Source organism: Pseudoclavibacter sp. CFCC 13611, from assembly GCF_008831225.1.
Taxonomy (GTDB): Bacteria; Actinomycetota; Actinomycetes; order Actinomycetales; family Microbacteriaceae; genus Pseudoclavibacter_A.
In genome coordinates this window covers 695706-712371 of record NZ_WBKE01000001.1, presented here as the reverse complement: position 1 = coordinate 712371, position 16666 = coordinate 695706, and the positions used below count along the sequence as shown (strand labels likewise).

At 67.5% G+C, this 16666-nt stretch carries 11 protein-coding genes; 2 read left to right on the top strand and 9 right to left on the bottom strand.

Going from position 1 to position 16666, the window contains the following annotated elements; translation table 11 throughout:
- Position 1: 1 nt before the first annotated feature.
- Positions 2 to 238: an RNA-binding protein gene (locus F8O08_RS03110; RefSeq protein WP_158038296.1), complete on the bottom strand. Its 237-nt coding sequence runs from the start codon at positions 236 to 238 to the stop codon at positions 2 to 4.
- Between the two features lie 2 nt (positions 239 to 240).
- Complete coding sequence (gene rpsP / locus F8O08_RS03105; protein WP_158031018.1) at positions 241 to 657, bottom strand: 30S ribosomal protein S16; 417 nt, start codon at positions 655 to 657, stop codon at positions 241 to 243.
- A 217-nt stretch (positions 658 to 874) separates the two neighbouring features.
- Here rpsP and F8O08_RS03100 point away from each other — a divergent pair, with 217 nt between their 5' ends.
- A complete protein-coding gene (locus F8O08_RS03100) occupies positions 875 to 2011 on the top strand; it encodes a glutamate--cysteine ligase (RefSeq protein WP_158038297.1) in 1137 nt (378 codons plus the stop codon).
- A gap of 72 nt (positions 2012 to 2083) precedes the next feature.
- Here F8O08_RS03100 and ffh read toward each other — a convergent pair whose 3' ends face one another.
- From ffh to F8O08_RS03085, 3 genes are all read right to left on the bottom strand, one after another.
- The gene (gene ffh, locus F8O08_RS03095; protein WP_158038298.1) at positions 2084 to 3718 is read right to left on the bottom strand and encodes a signal recognition particle protein; all 1635 of its coding nucleotides are present in this window, start codon (positions 3716 to 3718) and stop codon (positions 2084 to 2086) included.
- A 118-nt stretch (positions 3719 to 3836) separates the two neighbouring features.
- Complete coding sequence (locus F8O08_RS03090) at positions 3837 to 4904, bottom strand: 6-phosphofructokinase (protein ID WP_225733453.1); 1068 nt, start codon at positions 4902 to 4904, stop codon at positions 3837 to 3839.
- Between the two features lie 94 nt (positions 4905 to 4998).
- A complete protein-coding gene (locus F8O08_RS03085; protein ID WP_158042676.1) occupies positions 4999 to 5970 on the bottom strand; it encodes a bile acid:sodium symporter family protein in 972 nt (323 codons plus the stop codon).
- Between the two features lie 202 nt (positions 5971 to 6172).
- Here F8O08_RS03085 and F8O08_RS03080 point away from each other — a divergent pair, with 202 nt between their 5' ends.
- Positions 6173 to 7057, top strand: coding sequence for an A/G-specific adenine glycosylase (locus F8O08_RS03080; protein WP_158042506.1), 885 nt, complete (start codon positions 6173 to 6175; stop codon positions 7055 to 7057).
- Between the two features lie 45 nt (positions 7058 to 7102).
- On the opposite strand, the gene ftsY is transcribed toward F8O08_RS03080, so the two are convergent.
- From ftsY to F8O08_RS03060, 4 genes are all read right to left on the bottom strand, one after another.
- Entirely contained in the window at positions 7103 to 7999 is an 897-nt protein-coding gene (gene ftsY, locus F8O08_RS03075; protein ID WP_158038301.1) for a signal recognition particle-docking protein FtsY, read from the bottom strand.
- Positions 7996 to 11676, bottom strand: a complete 3681-nt coding sequence (gene smc, locus F8O08_RS03070) for a chromosome segregation protein SMC (RefSeq protein ID WP_158042505.1) — start codon at positions 11674 to 11676, stop codon at positions 7996 to 7998. The genes ftsY and smc overlap by 4 nt, the downstream gene beginning before the upstream one ends.
- Positions 11677 to 11811: 135 nt before the next feature.
- The gene (locus F8O08_RS03065; RefSeq protein ID WP_158042504.1) at positions 11812 to 13335 is read right to left on the bottom strand and encodes an FtsK/SpoIIIE domain-containing protein; all 1524 of its coding nucleotides are present in this window, start codon (positions 13333 to 13335) and stop codon (positions 11812 to 11814) included.
- The gene (locus F8O08_RS03060; protein ID WP_158042503.1) at positions 13332 to 16490 is read right to left on the bottom strand and encodes an FtsK/SpoIIIE domain-containing protein; all 3159 of its coding nucleotides are present in this window, start codon (positions 16488 to 16490) and stop codon (positions 13332 to 13334) included. The genes F8O08_RS03065 and F8O08_RS03060 overlap by 4 nt, the downstream gene beginning before the upstream one ends.
- Positions 16491 to 16666 lie beyond the last annotated feature (176 nt).

Genomic DNA, 16666 nt, shown 5'->3' with positions numbered 1-16666 from the left:
CCTAAGCGTCGGTGTCGACGATGTTGACCCGCACGTGACGGCCGTCGGCCAGAGCGTCGACCACAGTGCGAAGTGCCTGTGCCGTGCGCCCTGAACGACCGATCACGCGGCCGAGGTCATCGGGTGCGACACGCACGTCGATGACCTCTGCCCGAGCGGTGTGCCGCTCGTCGACGGTGACGTCGTCAGGGCTGCTGACGATGCCACGCACCAGATGATCAACGGTCTGCTGCAGCATGCTCACGCCTCGTCGGCTGCGTCAGCGGCAGGCTCGGCTGCGGCCTCTGCGGCAGGAGCGGCCTTCTTCTCGGTCTTGGGCAGCAGCACCGACTTCTTGCTGGCGTCCCGCTCGAACTTCGCCTTGGGCTCAGGTGCCTTCACCGTGCTCTTGGCGTCTTTGTCGCCCTTGAACTTCGCCCAGTCACCGGTCAGGGTGAGCAGCTTGAACATCTGGTCAGAGGGCTGTGCGCCAACTGAAAGCCAGTACTGTGCGCGATCTGAGTCGATCTCGATCAGCGAAGGGTGACGGGTCGGCACGTAACGGCCGATCTCCTCGATGACGCGACCATCGCGCTTGGCTCGTGAATCGGTGACCACGACGCGAAACTCGGGTGCGTGGACCTTGCCGAAGCGCTTCAGACGGATTTTGACAGACACAATGCTCCTGTAATTCAGATTCGATTCGAACCCAGTCGTGGGTGTGGGGCCTCACGACGGAAAGCTCTGGATGATCGAGGGCATGCAGATGAGAGGGTCTGCGCACCCACGGGTTACCGACTGTCTATTGTGCCACACTCCGCAGCGTTTGTGTGTCACATGACGTTGTGACGCGCCATGACTTCGCGCGCACAGCGCAGACCACTACGCTTTACCCATGCGCATCGACTTCGCTCAGTCCCGCCCATCGACGCTCGGCGTCGAGTGGGAGGTCGTGCTGATTGACCGCGGCACTCGGCAGCCCGCCTCTCGAGCCGCCGAGATCCACGACGCGCTGCAGGGCACGCCGGTCGCCGCCCGCCTCGACCAAGAGCTGCTCGAGAACACCGTCGAGATCGTCACCGGGGTGCATGACACCGTGCCTTCGGCATTGGGTGAGATCGAGCAGGTGAGCACGTCGCTCTCCGAGGCAGCCGACGAGCTCGGCCTGGGAATCCTCTGTGCCGGGGTGCACCCGTTCGCCAAGGCGACGCAGCAGCCGTACACCTCGAACGAGCGCTACCAGAAACTGATCGACCGCACGCAGTGGTGGGGTCGCATGATGGCGATCTACGGTGTGCACGTGCACGTCGGCGTCGACGACCGCCGCAAGGCCGTGCCGCTGGTCAACGGTCTGCTCGGCTACCTGCCGCACCTGCAGGCGCTGAGCGCTTCGAGCCCGTGGTGGGAGGGCGTCAACACCGGCTACGCATCGAATCGCGCGATGATGTTTCGTCAGCTTCCCACCGCCGGGCTGCCGCCGCATGTCGAGACGTGGCAAGACTTCGAGGCCTTCGTGGCCGGCGCCCTGCAGACTGGAGTGATCGACCAGCTCAACGAGATTCGCTGGGACATACGGCCCGCGCCGAAGTTCGGCACCGTCGAGAACCGTGTGTGCGACGGGCTGCCGACACTGTTCGAGGTCGGGGCGCTCACCGCGTTCATCCAGTGCGCGGTCGACGAGCTCAGCGAGCAGATCGAGGCAGGCATGGTGCTCGATCGCATTCCAGACTGGGCGATCGCAGAGAACAAGTGGCGCGCGGCGCGCTACGGCCTGCCGACGGTGTTCATCGCCGACCACGATCTCAACGAGCGCAGTGTCATCGACGACACCCTGGAGCTTCTCGATCGCTGGCAGCCTCGCGCACAGCGGCTGGGCTGCGCCGAACAGCTCGCGGATGTCGAGTCCATCATTCGCGGCGGTGCGAGCTACCAGAGACAGCTGCGCGTCGCATCACGGCACGGCGATGACCTGAATGCCGTCGTCGATGCGCTGATGGCCGAGTTCGAGGCCGGGCGGCCGCTCGACCGCTGACCAGACTCAGCCGCTGCGCGCCGCCTCTCCGGCAGTTCGGGCAGCGCCACGACTCAGGGCCAGAGGGCTCGATCAGCGATTGAAGAGGCCGCCGAGGCCGGGCACCTCGTTCGGATCGATGCGAGGCGGCGCTCCTGCGGAGTCTCCCGTGCCCTCGTCACCGGCCGGGCCGCCAGCCGCGCCGAATGCCGAGCCCGCAGCGCCTGCTCCGAATGCGGAGGCCGCCTGCGTGAGCGAGCGTTCGGTCGCCTTGGACTGCTGGTCGCGAAGCTCGGCCTCTTGCTGAGCGCGCTTCGCCGGGTTGCCGCTCTTAGCCTTACCCTTCTTGCCTTTGCCTTTGACGTTCTTGCGTTTGGAGCCTCCGTGCCCCATGGCTCCCATTCCGGGCAGGTTCGGCACACCGCCGCGGGCCACCGACTTCATCATCTTGGCCGCCTGTTCGAAGCGCTGCACGAGGCTGTTCACTTCGCTGACCGTGGTGCCCGAGCCCTTCGCGATGCGCAGGCGCCGTGAGCCGTTGAGCAGCTTGGGATTCTCGCGCTCGGCCTTGGTCATCGACTGGATGATCGCCTCGGTGCGGGTCAGCTGCGACTCGTCGAACTGCTCGAGCTGCTGGCGCATGCCTGCTGCTCCGGGCATCATGCCGAGCAGCTTCTTCATCGAGCCCATCTTCTTGATCTGCTGCATCTGCTGCAGAAAGTCGTCGAGAGTGAACGCCTCTTTGGCGATCTTCTCGGCGACTTTGCGCGCCTCTTCTTCGTCGAAGGTGCGCTGAGCCTCTTCGATGAGCGTGAGCACGTCGCCCATGTCAAGAATGCGTTTGGCCTGACGATCGGGGTGGAAGATCTCCAGGTCGTCGAGACGCTCACCGGTCGAGGCGAAGAGAATCGGCTTGCCCGTGACGCTCACGACAGAGAGGGCGGCGCCGCCGCGGGTGTCGCCGTCGAGCTTCGAGAGCACGACACCGGTGAAGTCGACGCCCTCGTTGAAGGCCTGAGCCGTGGCGACGGCGTCCTGACCGATCATGGCGTCGATCACGAAGAGCACTTCGTCGGGGTCGATCGCCCGACGAATGTCGCTGGCCTGCTTCATCATCTCGGCGTCGACGCCGGTTCGGCCGGCCGTGTCGACGATGACCACGTCGTACTGCTTGTCGCGAGCGTACGAGATCGAATGCTTGGCGACTTTGACCGGGTTACCGATGCCGTTGCCGGGTTCGGGGGCGTAGACCGGCACGCCGGCCTGCTCGCCGACCACCTGCAGCTGACCGACGGCGTTGGGACGCTGCAGGTCGGCGGCGACGAGAATCGGCGTATGGCCATCTTTCACCAGGAACTTGGCAAGCTTGCCCGCGAAAGTGGTCTTGCCTGCACCCTGAAGGCCGGCGAGCATGATGACCGTCGGCGGCTGCTTCGCCAGCTGCAGCCGTCGAGTCTCGCCACCGAGGATGTTGGTGAGCTCTTCGTCGACGATCTTGACGACCTGCTGGGCGGGGTTTAGCGCCTGGTTGACTTCGTCTGAGAGCGCACGCTCGCGCACTTTGGCGGTGAAACCTTTGACCACGGTGAGCGCGACATCGGCGTCGAGCAGGGCGCGGCGGATCTCGCGCACGGTGGCGTCGACATCGGCCGGAGAGAGCTTGCCCTTGGTGCGCAGGTGCGCAAAGGTCTGGACCAGCCGTTCAGAGAGGTTCGAGAAAGTAGCCATATCGGGTCGATTCTAGCCGACGCGGGCGCATCACGCGGGGTCGGCTCTCAGCGCGTGCTCGGGACGCCCGGAATCTGAGATTCGACAGGGCCCGAAGCGCACCGAGAGCCCGGGGGGCTCACCCGAAGATCGCACGCACCTCGCGGTAGCGCTCAGACGGCACCTGCTTCGTCTCAGCCAGCTCGGCGAAAGGCACGCTGACGATGTCGGTGCCGCGCAGTGCCACCATGCGCCCCCACTGGCGACGAGCGACGAGCTCAACGACTTCGATGCCCAGTCGCGTGGCCAGCACACGGTCGAACGCGGTGGGCACTCCCCCGCGCTGAATGTGGCCGAGAACCGTCGCCCGGCTCTCGATTCCCGTGCGCTCCTCGATCAGCGGGGCGAGAACCTCCCCGATGCCGCCGAGCCGGGCACGTCCGAATCCGTCGAGGCCCTTGTCAGAGAATGCCTCGTCCATGTCGGGCAGTGTGAACCCCTCAGCGACGACGACCATCGGCGAACGCCCACGATCGCGCACCGAGGTCACCCACGCGCAGATCTGGTCGAGGCTCTCGGCCTGCTCTGGAATCAGAATCGCATGCGCGCCGCCGGCCGTGCCCGCGTGCAGCGCGATCCATCCGGCGTGGCGGCCCATCACCTCGAGCACCATGCAGCGCTTGTGCGCATTGCCGGTCGTGCGCAGCCGGTCGATCGACTCGGTGGCGATCGACACCGCAGTGTCGAACCCGAAGCTGTAATCGGTGCCGTCGAGATCGTTGTCGATCGTCTTCGGCACCCCGACGATCGGAATGCCGTCGTTGCGCAGCAGGTTCGCCGCTCGCATCGTGCCGTCTCCGCCGATCGCGATCACCGCATCCACACCGTGCTCGGCCAGGGTGCGCAGAATGTTCTCGGGTCGGCCCGCCTCGGTTCTGTATGGGCCGATGCGCGAGGTGCCGAGAATGGTGCCGCCCTCTTTGGCGAGCCCGCGCACCCGAGCGCGATCGAGCGTGATGTAGTCGCCTTCGATCATGCCGCGCCAGCCGTCGAGAAAGCCGACGAACTCCTGCCCGTAGACCTCGGTGCCTTTGAGCACCGCGCCTCGGATCACCGCGTTGAGCCCGGGGCAGTCACCGCCAGACGTGAGGATGCCGATGCGGCGCGGCATCTGTTCCAGAGCGGTCGGGTCGGTCAGTGTCTCCATGTGGCTCCCCTTCGAACGGCGGCTGTCGTCGGCTGCTGCGACGTGCACCACCCAGCGTATCGGCACAGAATGACGACACTATGAACGGAGCCGCTCACCTCTCCGTCGGAATCGGCTTGCGCGCGAGCCATGCCGCGACGAGCGCTCCGCTGATGTTGTGCCAGACAGAGAAGACCGCAGGTGCGAGCGCGGCAGCGGGGTTGAAGTGCACCGTGGCCAGCGAGGCTGCCAGCCCCGAGTTCTGCATTCCCACCTCGAACGCCAGCGCACGGCGCGCGGCGTGATCGAGGTGCACCGCTCGCCCGGCGAGATAGCCGAGCAGCAGCCCGATGCCGTTGTGCAGCACGACTGCGAGAATGATCAGCAGCCCTGCCTGCGCGAACGCGGCCGCGCTTTTGCCCATCACCGCAGTGACGATCGTCGCGATCGCGATCGCCGACAGCCATGGCAGCACAGGCTTGATGTAGTCGATGATGCGCCCGAACAGGCTGCGCACGATGACACCGGCGATCACCGGCAGCAGCACCGTCTTCAGGATGTCGAGAAACATCGCCTCGACCGGAATCGACATGTACTGCCCCGCGAACGCCAGTGTCAGCAGCGGCATCAGCAGAGGTGCGACCAGGGTCGAGACGGTCGCCACAGACACCGAGAACGCCACGTCGCCCTTCGCAAGGTACGTCATCACATTCGAGGCGGTGCCGCTGGGCGCACAGCCGACCAGGATGACGCCAACGGCCAGTTCGGCGGGCAGCTGCAGCGCCCACACCACGAGCAGCCCGGCCAACGGCATGATGACATAGTGCGCGACCAGTCCGAGCAGCACGACCAGCGGCCGTTTGGCGATGCGTTTGAAGTCGGCGCCGGTGAGGGTGATGCCCATCAGAAACATGATCAGCCCCAGCAGATACGGCACGATCGGGGTGATCGGGGTGAACGTCGCAGGCAGGCAGAAGCCCAGCACTGCGGCGACGATCACGATCGCTGGGAACACCGTCACGGCGAGAATCGCGTTGCGATCACGCTTCGGCCGTTGTGCGGATGCTCCGCTGCCGGAGCGCTGCAGAGGTGCGTCAGGTGATGGTTCGGTCTGGTCGGTCTTCTTCACGGCGCACAATGCTACTCTCCGCGGTCGTGTGCCCCGTCTGCCGCACTCGGGGCTCTCTCCGGCCGTTGGCTGCCTCGCCCTGCGACGGCGGATGGGCAGGGAGAGCCGAGGCTTCTGCGCGTGGCGACCAGAGCATCCGGCGAAGGCTACAGTGGTGTCGATGCTCCCCAGCTCTTCTCTCTTCGCCGACGACCTGATCGCCTGGTATCTCGATGAACGCCGCGATCTTCCCTGGCGCGCCGAGGAGGCGACGCCATGGGGCGTGCTGGTCAGCGAGTTCATGCTGCAGCAGACGCAGGTCGACCGTGTGCTGCCGCGCTGGCACGAGTGGATGCAGGCGTGGCCGACGCCCTGCGACCTTGCGGCTGCGAGCGCCGGCGATGCGATTCGTGCGTGGGATCGGCTCGGGTACCCGCGTCGGGCGGGCTGGCTGCACGCTGCCGCCCAGCAGATCTGCGCCGAGCACGCGGGCGAAGTGCCAGACGACCTCGACACACTGCTCTCGCTGAAGGGCGTCGGCGACTACACCGCCCGCGCCGTGCTGGTCTTCGCGTTTCACCAGCGGCATCCCGTCGTCGACACGAACATTCGTCGTGTGCTCGCCCGAGCCGTCGACGGCGAGGCGGAACCGGGCGCCCCAAGACCGGCGCACGACCTGCCGGCGATGTCGGCGCAGCTGCCGCAGGACGCCGAGCGCACGCGCCTGGCCACCTACGCGTTCATGGAGCTCGGAGCACTCGTCTGCACCGCCCGCACACCGAGTTGCGAAGTCTGCCCGATTCGTTCGCGGTGTGCATGGGTCGCAGCCGGGTCACCGCCGTCAGCGGCGCCGAAGCGTCGCACACAGGCGCGATTCGAGGGCAGCGACCGGCAGGCGCGCGGCCGCATCATGGCGCTGCTGCGGGCCGCCCGCGAGCCGATGGCGGTCAGCGCACTGCTGCAGGATGCTCCGGATCGCCCGCAGGCCGAACGCGCGCTCGCCTCTCTGGTCGCCGACGGTCTCGCCGTCGAGAGCACGCACGATGGCGGGTTCCGGCTGCCCTGAGTCGCCGACGGCACGCGGCCGCCCACCGCAGGCTGTCTTCGGCGGCTACCCCACCAGCTCGGCGGCGAAGGTGTTCGCGTTGAAGGCTGCGATGTCGTCGATGCCCTCACCGAAGCCGATCAGTTTGACCGAGATCCCGGTGGTCTGCTGCACGCCCACGACGAAACCGCCCTTGGCCGAGCCATCGATCTTCGAGAGCACGATGCCGGTGACGCCGGCATGGTCGATGAACGCCTGGGCCTGGCTCAGCCCGTTCTGCCCGGTCGTGGCGTCGAGCACCAGCAGCACCTCGGCGATCGGTGCGAGCTTCTCGACGACGCGGCGAATCTTGGTGAGTTCGTCCATCAGACCGGCTTTGGTCTGCAGGCGGCCGGCGGTGTCGATGATGACCACGTCGGCGTCGACGTCGATGCCGTGCTGCACAGCCTGGTACGCGACCGAGGCTGGATCCTGCCCCTGCTGCTGCGGCCGCACCACCTCGGCGCCGGCCCGCTGGCCCCAGGTGGCCACCTGTTCGACGGCGGCCGCACGGAACGTATCGGCCGCACCGATCACCACACGCTTGTTCGCCCGCGTGATGAACCGTGCGAGCTTGCCGATCGTCGTCGTCTTGCCGACGCCGTTCACCCCGACCACCAGCACGACCGCAGGCAGCAGGCGGCCGGTGGCAGCATCCTGCGGGCGGGTCAGACGCAACGTCGGGTCGTTCGCACTCAGCCGCTCGGCCAGCTCGTCACGCAGCACGTTGCGCAGCTCGCGTTCGTCGGCGATCGCCAGTCGCTCCACGTTCGAACGCACCGCCTCGACGATCGACTCTGACGCCTCAGCGCCGAAGTCGCCGAGAATGAGGCTGTCTTCGAGGTCTTCCCAGCTGCTCTCGTCGATGGGCCGCGTGCCCTGAAAGAGAGTGCGCAGACTGCCTCGCAGTGACCATTTGCTCATTTCCCGCTCCTGTCATGACCGTCTTGCTCATCGCGCCTGTCGTCGTCTGCCGCCCGGTCGCCCTCGCCCGCAGTGTGGTCGGCATCGTATTCGTCGTGCTCCATGCGCTGTCCAACCACGGCCGACACACCATCCTGCCGCATCGACACACCATACAGTGCGTCGGCAATCTCCATCGTGCGCTTCTGGTGGGTGATGACGATGAGCTGGGAGTCTCGCCGCAGTCGTTCGAACACCGAGAGCAGACGCCCCAGGTTCGCGTCGTCGAGCGCGGCCTCGACTTCGTCCATGATGTAGAACGGGCTCGGTCGGGCGATGAAGATCGCGACCAGCAGAGCGACCGCCGCCAGCGACCGCTCACCGCCCGAGAGCAGCGAGAGCCGGTCGATCTTCTTGCCTGCCGGCCTGATGTGCACGGCGATGCCGGTGGTCAGCGGATGCTCTGGGTCGGTCAGCGTCAGCGACCCGCGCCCGCCGGGAAACAGCACTGGGAAGATCTCGTCGAAGGCCCGCTGCGTGTCGTCGAACGCCTCTGTGAAGATCGACTGCATCTTCTCGTCGAGCTCGTCGCTGATGGCGATCAGATCGGCTCGCGTCTTGCGCAGATCGACGAGCTGGTCGTTCATGTAGTTGTACCGCTCTTCGAGCGCGGCGAACTCTTCGAGCGCGAGCGGGTTCACCCGCCCCAAGCGGCTCAGCGCACGCTGGGCCTTCACCAGCCGCAGCCGCTGCTGCTCATGGTCGTAGGGCACGGTCTCGACCGTCTCGTCGGCGTCGGCCCACTCGCCCGTCACCGGAATCGGCAGGTGCGGCCCGCTCTCGGCGATCAGCACGTCGACGTCGATGTTCAGTTCGGTGCGCACGCGTTCTGCGGCCGAGTCGCGGCGCACCCGCTGCTCGTGCTCACGCAGCTCGATGCCGTGCGCGCGTTCGGCGAGCAGTTCGAGCTGATGCTGCTGCTCGGTGATGCGTTCGCGCAGCTCGCGCAGCTGTCCGTGCTGCTGGTTGCGGGCCACCTCGTGCTCGGCGACGGTGAGTCTCGCCTGCTGCAGCGACGTGCCGATGTGCGCCATGATGTCGGGCAGCAGCGCCTGCACGTGCTCGGCGCGCTCCAGCTGGATGCTGCGGATCGCCTGCTCCCGAGCCTGTGCCTCGGCCTGCGCCTTCGACTGCTCGGCGTCGCGCTGCAGCGTCTCGGCGCGACGCTGTTCGGCCTTCGCGCGTTCGCGGGCGGTCTCGACCGAGACGCGCACCTCCATCTCGTGCGCTCGAGCCGCTTCAAGTGCGTCGAATGCAGGCTGGCGGTCGATGGGGTCGCTCAGCGGCTGCGGCTCGGCGTCGAAGGATGCCAACGCCGCGTGCGCCTGCTCACTCGCGTCGGTCGCCTCGTCGAGTCGCGTTCGCGCCTGCTCGGCCTGTGTCGTGAGACGCGCGAGTTCCGCCTCAGCGCTGTCGACCTGAGCACGCAGCGATCCGAGCCGTTTGGCCGTCTCGGCCGCGCGAGCATCCGCCGCACGCAGCTCGGCGAGCGCCTGATCGCGTTCGGCGCGCCGGGCATCCCGCTCGTCGCGGGCGACGTCGATGCGCGCGCTCGCCGACGCGACCGAGGCACGGGCCTCATCGGCGGCGCGCAGAGCTTCGTCACGCTGCGCCAGCAGCTGCAGTCGTGACTGCCCGGCATCGCCGCCGCCGCGCACCAGCGCACGGCCGATCACGTCGCCCTCGGGTGTGACGACCTGCCAGTCTCCGGCGGGCAGTGCGTCGAGCACGGCGACCGGGTCGACCACTGTCGCAGCGCTGTCGGTGACCTCTTTCTCTCGAACGATCACAGTGTGGGCGAGGCGCGCGAGCACTCCGGACGGCCCTTGTGCGACATCGGGCGCCCATGCCACCCCGGGCGGCAGCGTCGGACGGTCACTCAGTGCGCCTGCGGTCTCAGGCGCCGCGGGTTCGGCGACGACGCCGGTGACCTGTCCCAGATCACCCGCGCGGGCATCGCCCAGAACGGCTGCACCAGCTGCGCTGGAGTCGACCAGCAGCGCATCGGTCAGCGCGCCGAGCGCCGCGGCGACGGCCGCCTCGAAGCCTGCCTGCACCTGCAGTGCGTCGGCGACGCGCCCGCGCACGCCGATGGTCTCGGCATGGATGATCTGTGCCGAGCCGTCGCGCGATTCGAGGGCCATGGCGAGCGCCGCGGCACGGGCCTGCTGCGAGTCTGCCTCAGAGGTCGCCTTCGCCTGCAGATCGCGTGCTGCCGTCAATGCCCGTTCGGCGGCTTCGAGCCGGTCGGTCGCGGCACGGTATGCGGCGTCGAGGCCCGTGGTCAAGCTGCCCGATGTGTCTGACCCGTCAGGCGTCGGCTCTGCCGTCTGTTCGGCGGCGGTGGCCTCGGCGAGCGCCTGTGCCCGCTGGTCGCGGCGCTCGGTCGCCTGCTGCACCGCCGAGCCCTGCGACTCGACCTGTCGTTCAGCGGCCTCGACCTTGCCTGCGGCGACTTCGACGGCGTTCGCGAGCGCCGATCGACGCAGTTCGTGGCGGCTGATCAGAGCGGCCTGCTCGGCGATCTGTGCGTCGACGGCCTGCAGCGCGTCGAAGGCCTCGCGGGTGGCCGCCCGCTGCTCGTCAAGAGCTGTCGACAGCTCGGTCGCACGCTCGGCGAGCTCTCGTGCGGCGCTCCGAGCGCTGTCGGCCTGATCGAATTTCGCGGCGACGTCGAGGTCGAAGGTCTGCGGCCGCACCGAGAGCAGCGCGACCCGCTGCTCGGCGATCGATCGCAGCGAGCGAAAGCGTTCGGCCGCCGACTCCAGGCGGTGCACGACTGCACGCGAACGCTCCAGCTCGTCTGAGACCGTGGTCGCCTCGAGCTCGGTCTGACGGCTGCGGCTCGCCGCGACGGTCTCGCGCAGCACACCCTGCTCGTTCTCAAGAGCCTGTCGCTGGGTCGCGAGAGTGCCCAGATCGGTGTCGAGCTCTACGATCTCGGCGGCGAGCAGCCGAGAGGTCGCGTCACGCACCTCGGCCTGGATCTGCTGTGCCGAACGTGCGATCTCGGCCTGGCGGCCGAGGGGCTTCAGCTGGCGTCGCAGCTCGGCGGTGAGGTCGCTCACCCGCTGCAGGTTGGCCTCCATGGCATCGAGTTTGCGCACCGTGCGCTCTTTGCGGCGGCGGTGTTTGAGAATACCGGCGGCCTCTTCGATGAAGCCGCGGCGCTCTTCCGGCGACGCGCGCAGCACCTGATCGAGCTGCCCCTGGCTGACGATGACGTGCATCTCGCGGCCGAGGCCCGAATCGCTCAGCAGCTCCTGCACGTCGAGCAGTCGGCACGACTGCCCGTTGATCGCGTACTCGCTGCCGCCGTTGCGAAACAGCGTTCGCGAGATCGTGACCTCGGTGTACTCAATCGGCAGCGCGCCGTCGGTGTTGTCGATGGTGAGTTCGACCTGGGCGCGGCCGAGCGGCCCCTTCTTGGCAGTGCCTGCGAAGATGACGTCTTCCATCTTTCCGCCGCGCAGCGTCTTCGCACCCTGCTCGCCCATGACCCATGCCAGGGCGTCGACGATGTTCGACTTGCCCGACCCGTTGGGGCCGACGACCGCGGTGACTCCAGGCTCGAACTCGAACGTGGTCGCGTGCGCGAACGACTTGAACCCTTTCAGGGTCAGTCTCTTCACATACACGTCGAAGGCTCGCTTTCTCTGGGGCCACCTGCCGTCAGCCTGGTCGGTCGGCGGTCTTCCTCGCTGCATACAGGCTACCGGGTGCGCTCCCGGCGCCTGCACCATGGCATCCGCTCACCGTCTCGCGCGCCCGCCCTATTTCGCCACCTGAACCAGGCGGGTCTGCCCGCCGGCAACGAGATAGCCGCGCCCTGCTGGCCACCGAGACGTGTCGTCGGCAGGCACGTTCGCCCTGAGGTAGCGGTCGCTGTCATCGGTCTCGGGGCGCAGCAGCAGACCGCATCTGATGGTTCGCACGGCGCCGTGCAGCTCCCAGGCGGCGGGCAGCGTGGCTGGGTCGACGTCGACCAGGCAGGTGATGCTCTCTCGTCGGCAGTGTGCGACAAGTGCAGCGAGACGGGACTCGGCAGGGGTGCCCACGAAGTCGGCGGTGTGGTCGATCACGATCATCAGCTGATCGCTGTCGAGCGCTGGCCGTGTGGGCTCTGAAGTCTGGGCCGACTGCTTCGGCTGCACGTCGGTGCGTCTGGGGGCGGCAGACAGCCAGTCGTCGTCGGCAAGCCAGCCGGCGGTGTCGAACTGCGCCAGACTCGGCCGTTCAACCGGGGGCTCAACCGCCCCCAGTATCTCGTCGATCACGGTGATCACCTGGGCTTCGTCGTTCGCGACGCGCGACCATGAGATCGCCGCGTCGAGGGGTGACGTCTTCGGCGTGATGAGGATGCTCTCTGCCGCAGGCCGGGTTGTCGCGAGTGCTCGTGTGAGCACACCGAGCACCGCGGAGTTCTCGTCGCTCGAGCGCCCCTGCACCAGAAACGGCTCGTGTGACGGCAGACCGACCGGCGCGAGGGTGTCGTCAGCCACTGCGAAGACCGGAGCCTGATCGACGTCGAAGGCCGGCAGCGAATCGAGCGCGACCGTCTCGGGCAGACGACGGATGCTCGGTGTCGGCTCCGACCCCATGTCGGCCAGACGCGCGGCCACTTCGGCGAGCACCGCGGCCTGTTCGGTCACGGTGACGGCGCCGTGTGGCACCCCGATCTGCGTTTCGAGCCCGCCGCAGATGCCGCCGATGACGATGCCGCGGCCGGGAGGCGCATCATCGAGCACGCTGGTGTCGATGTCGAGCAGGCCGCCGAGGGCGGCATCCGTCATCCTGAGCGCGAGGGTCTGCCCCAGGCTGGACGCGATGGTCGCGGGCAGCCCGCTGGGTCGACTCGTGGTGAATGCGAAGTGGATGCCCACGTCGCGCCCGGACGCGAACAGCGCGGCAAGCGAGCCGATCACGTCGAAGCCTCGCGCGAACTCGTACTGCTCTTGCATGGCCGCCAGGTCGTCGATCAGCACGTAGACCCGGGGCAGACCGTCGGCTGTCGCCGTCGGCAGTTCGTCGATGGCCGAGGCTTTGGCTCGTCGCAGCAGCGCGATGCGCTCGGTGGCAGTGGCGTCGAGCTGACGCAGCAGGCGTTGGATGCGTTCGCGATCGTCTGCGGCGATGACCGCACCGACCGTCGGCAGCGTGTCAAGCTGTTCGAGCCCGGCCCCAGCGGCATCGATGACATAGATGTGTGTGGCCGCAGTGCCGCTCGGCCGATCGCTCAGCTGCCAGGCAAGGGTGCGCAGCACCTGCGTGCGGCCCGAGCCGGCGCTGCCGATCACGCATAGATCTGCTGCCGCTGATGCTGCGGGTCGTCGGCCAGCCCCAACACGATCTCGTGGGCACTCTGCGGTTGCTGGGCTGTCTCAGTGCTCGCAGACGGCCCAGACAGCCCAATCGACCCACAGGTTTCAGACGACTCAGGCAGTGGCAGCGCGAGCCGACTGGGCAGCGCGTCGAGCCACGGGCGACGCGGTGCATCAAGCCGCAGCCCCTCGGCGGCGGCGAGCATCGCGTCGCGCATGGCCTCGATCTCACGCTGCGCCTGCGCACCAGTGCGGTCACGCGTTGCGGGCTGCAGCCATTGTCGAGCCGTCTGAAAGGGCAGCTCGGCGATCGTGATCTGTGCGGCTTCACGGCCGAGGATCATCGGTGCGCCCAGATACGCCGTCTGAAAGTGCTGCACGCGCCCAGGACCGACGCGCACTGCGGCTCGACCTGGGGTGCTCGCCGAGAAGTGCGCGGCGTCCGGTATGCCCAGCACATCGGTACTGTCCTGCTCGTCTGCCATCCGCAGGGCGACTCGCAGGTTCGCATTGGCTCGAAGGTTGTCGTTGACGACGCCCGACGGGCGCTGGGTCGCGAGAATCAGGTGCACCCCGAGCGAGCGTCCGCGGGCCGCGATGTCGACGATGCCGGTGACGAACTCGGGCACGTCAGCCACGAGCGCGGCGAACTCGTCGACCACGATCACGAGCGTGGGCGGGGTGCGCGGGTCGCGCAGACGCTCCATGCCGCGCAGGTCTTTGGCTCCGACGGCATTGAACAGGTGCTCGCGTCGGGTGAGCTCTGCACGCAGCGATATCAGAGTGCGCTGCACGAGGTGCGGGTCGAGGTCGGTGACCAAGCCGACGGTGTGCGGCAGACCGACACACTCGGCGAATGCCGCCCCGCCCTTGTAGTCGACGAGCAGAAACGTCAGACGATCAGGTGCGTACTCAGCGGCCATGGCCATGATCCACGTCTGCAGGAATTCGCTCTTGCCACTCCCCGTCGTGCCACCCACTAAAGCGTGCGGCCCCTGTTCGCGCAGGTCGAGGGCGAAGGGGCCGTTCGTGCCGACGCCGAGACGTGCGGTCAGCCCGGAGCCGGCGTTCAGAGCCTGCGCCCGAGTGCCGCCAGTGCCCCACCCGGACATCAGCGAGTCGTTGGCCTTCCAACGCCTTTCGATCGCCAGCGGCTCTGAAAGGTCGGTGTCGCCGATCTCGCTGAGCCGCACGCGAGCAGGCAGGTCGGTCTCGTCGACGACGAGCGCACCGCTGTCGACCAGCGGAGCAAGTGCGCGAGCGATCTGAGTGGCGCGGTGCGCATCGAGTCTGTCGAGTCTGGTGACGGGAATGCTGCTGGCCGAGCGCACGCGGTGCAGCGCAGCGGTGAGGTCGTCGCCGATGTGCAGCCAGGTGCGGCATGCCGCTGGCAGAGCCTGCGCCGACTCGCCCAGCCAGAGCACATGCATATCGACATCGGGCCCCGCCTCGGCGATGTGCACAAGCCTGGCGGGGTCGACGCCGGGGTTGCCGATCACGACGGCGATCACCACAGGCGAATGCTCAGGCGGCGCGGCGGCTTCGTGATGATGCCGAATCGGGCGCTCCCCCGCCGGCAGGTGTGAGCGGGCCTGGCCGCGCGTCGGCGACATGCTGCGTTCTCCGAGCACCTCTTCAAGTCGCGTCGTCAGCTGCTGAGCACCTTCGGCGGTGCTGGCCAGATGGTCTCCCGAGATCGGCGAATGTGGCGAGGCGGTGTGCGGCAGCCACTTGAGCCAGCTCCAGCCCGACAGCTGATGTGGCTCGCAGAACGCCGCCACCACGACATCCGCAGGCGAATGCGACGTGGCGACCTGAACGATCAAGGCACGCAGAGCCTCTTCTGCGACACCGGCAGACCCCGTCACACCGATCGCACCGGCGCTCGACAGCTTCTCGAGTACGGGCACGTCGCTGATCGTCTCGAAACGGTCATGCAGATCGACGATCTGCGCCCAGATGTCATCGGGCAGCTCGCCTCGTTCAGCGGCCGGAATCGCGGTGAGGCTCAGATCAGTACCCGCCCCGAAGCGAAGTTCGAGAAACGTCTGGTGTTCGGGCCGTCGGTTCCAGAGAGCCGCGCCCGAACCCGGATTCGCCTGTTGACGCACCGCTCGCTCACGCTGCTGCTGCTCGGCGAGTTCGTCTGCGAGTTTGCGCACCGACTGCCGGTATTCGGTGAGTTCACGCCGATACTCACGCCCCGAGACGAAGCGACTGTCGAGCCAGGTCGCAGCCAGTGTCAGCGGAGAGAGCACGACGAGAATCAGGCTGTACGGCGACTTCGTGAGCGCGAACATCGCGATGCCGCCGAGCAGCGGTGCCAACGCCGCGAGCACGGGCATGCGCGACGAGTGCTGCCGGTGCGGCTGCGCTGGCAGCGCAAGATCTCTGGGCTCGAACCGTGGCACGATCTCGGGTGCCGGAATCACCGCGACCCGAGGCGCGAGAGCAGTCTCGCTCTGCATCTGTGTGAGCCCCGGTGCCAGCGCGTCGTAACGAAACAGTCTGGTGCCAAGCGTCAGCCGGTCGCCGTTGCGCAGGGGCGCATCCGTGACGATCTCGTCATTCACCTCGATGCCGTTGGCACTGCCGAGATCGTGCACAGAGGCGGTGCCGTCATCGGCAATGGTGATCTGAGCGTGGCGGCGCGACACATCGCGCGTGGTCAGATGAACCCTTGTGGCGGGGTCACGACCGATCAGATTCTCACCCACGACCAGCCCGTAGGCACGTGGCGTTCCCGAAGTGTCAGAGCGACGGCGGCGCGACGGCGCGCCCGCCTGCCCGGGTGGTATGAGCTCGATGAGGTGACCCGCCAGCGGATACTGGCGCCGTGCATCGCTGTTGGGCGCTGCATCGTCGACGACTGAGACGATGCAGCCCGGCTGCAGCGCAGACTCGCCCAGTGTGCGATGCCGGTCGAGAATCAGCGGCGTCGACTGGCTGGCGATTCTGACCCGCAGCGTCGCCTGTGCCTGGGCTGTCGGCCCTATGGTGCGCAGTGGATGTGACGGCGGAAGATACCCGCGCAGTCGATCGGCGATCTCGCCGAAGAGTGTCGCGGTATCGGTGGTGATGACGATATCGGTGCGTTGCGTGCCGGTATCGAGAGTGCATGCGATGCGCACAGACGGCCCCTTCCCCCCCTGCAGTTTCGACGGTCTCGGTCGCGATGACTCAGCGCCGCTCGATGTCGAATCTGCTAGCCTGTTCGCAACTTTATCGACGAGGCGGAGCGTCGGTTTTCGGCGATGTGGATAACTGGCAGTTCGTGACCGACCTCGGCCGGTACCTCACTCAGACT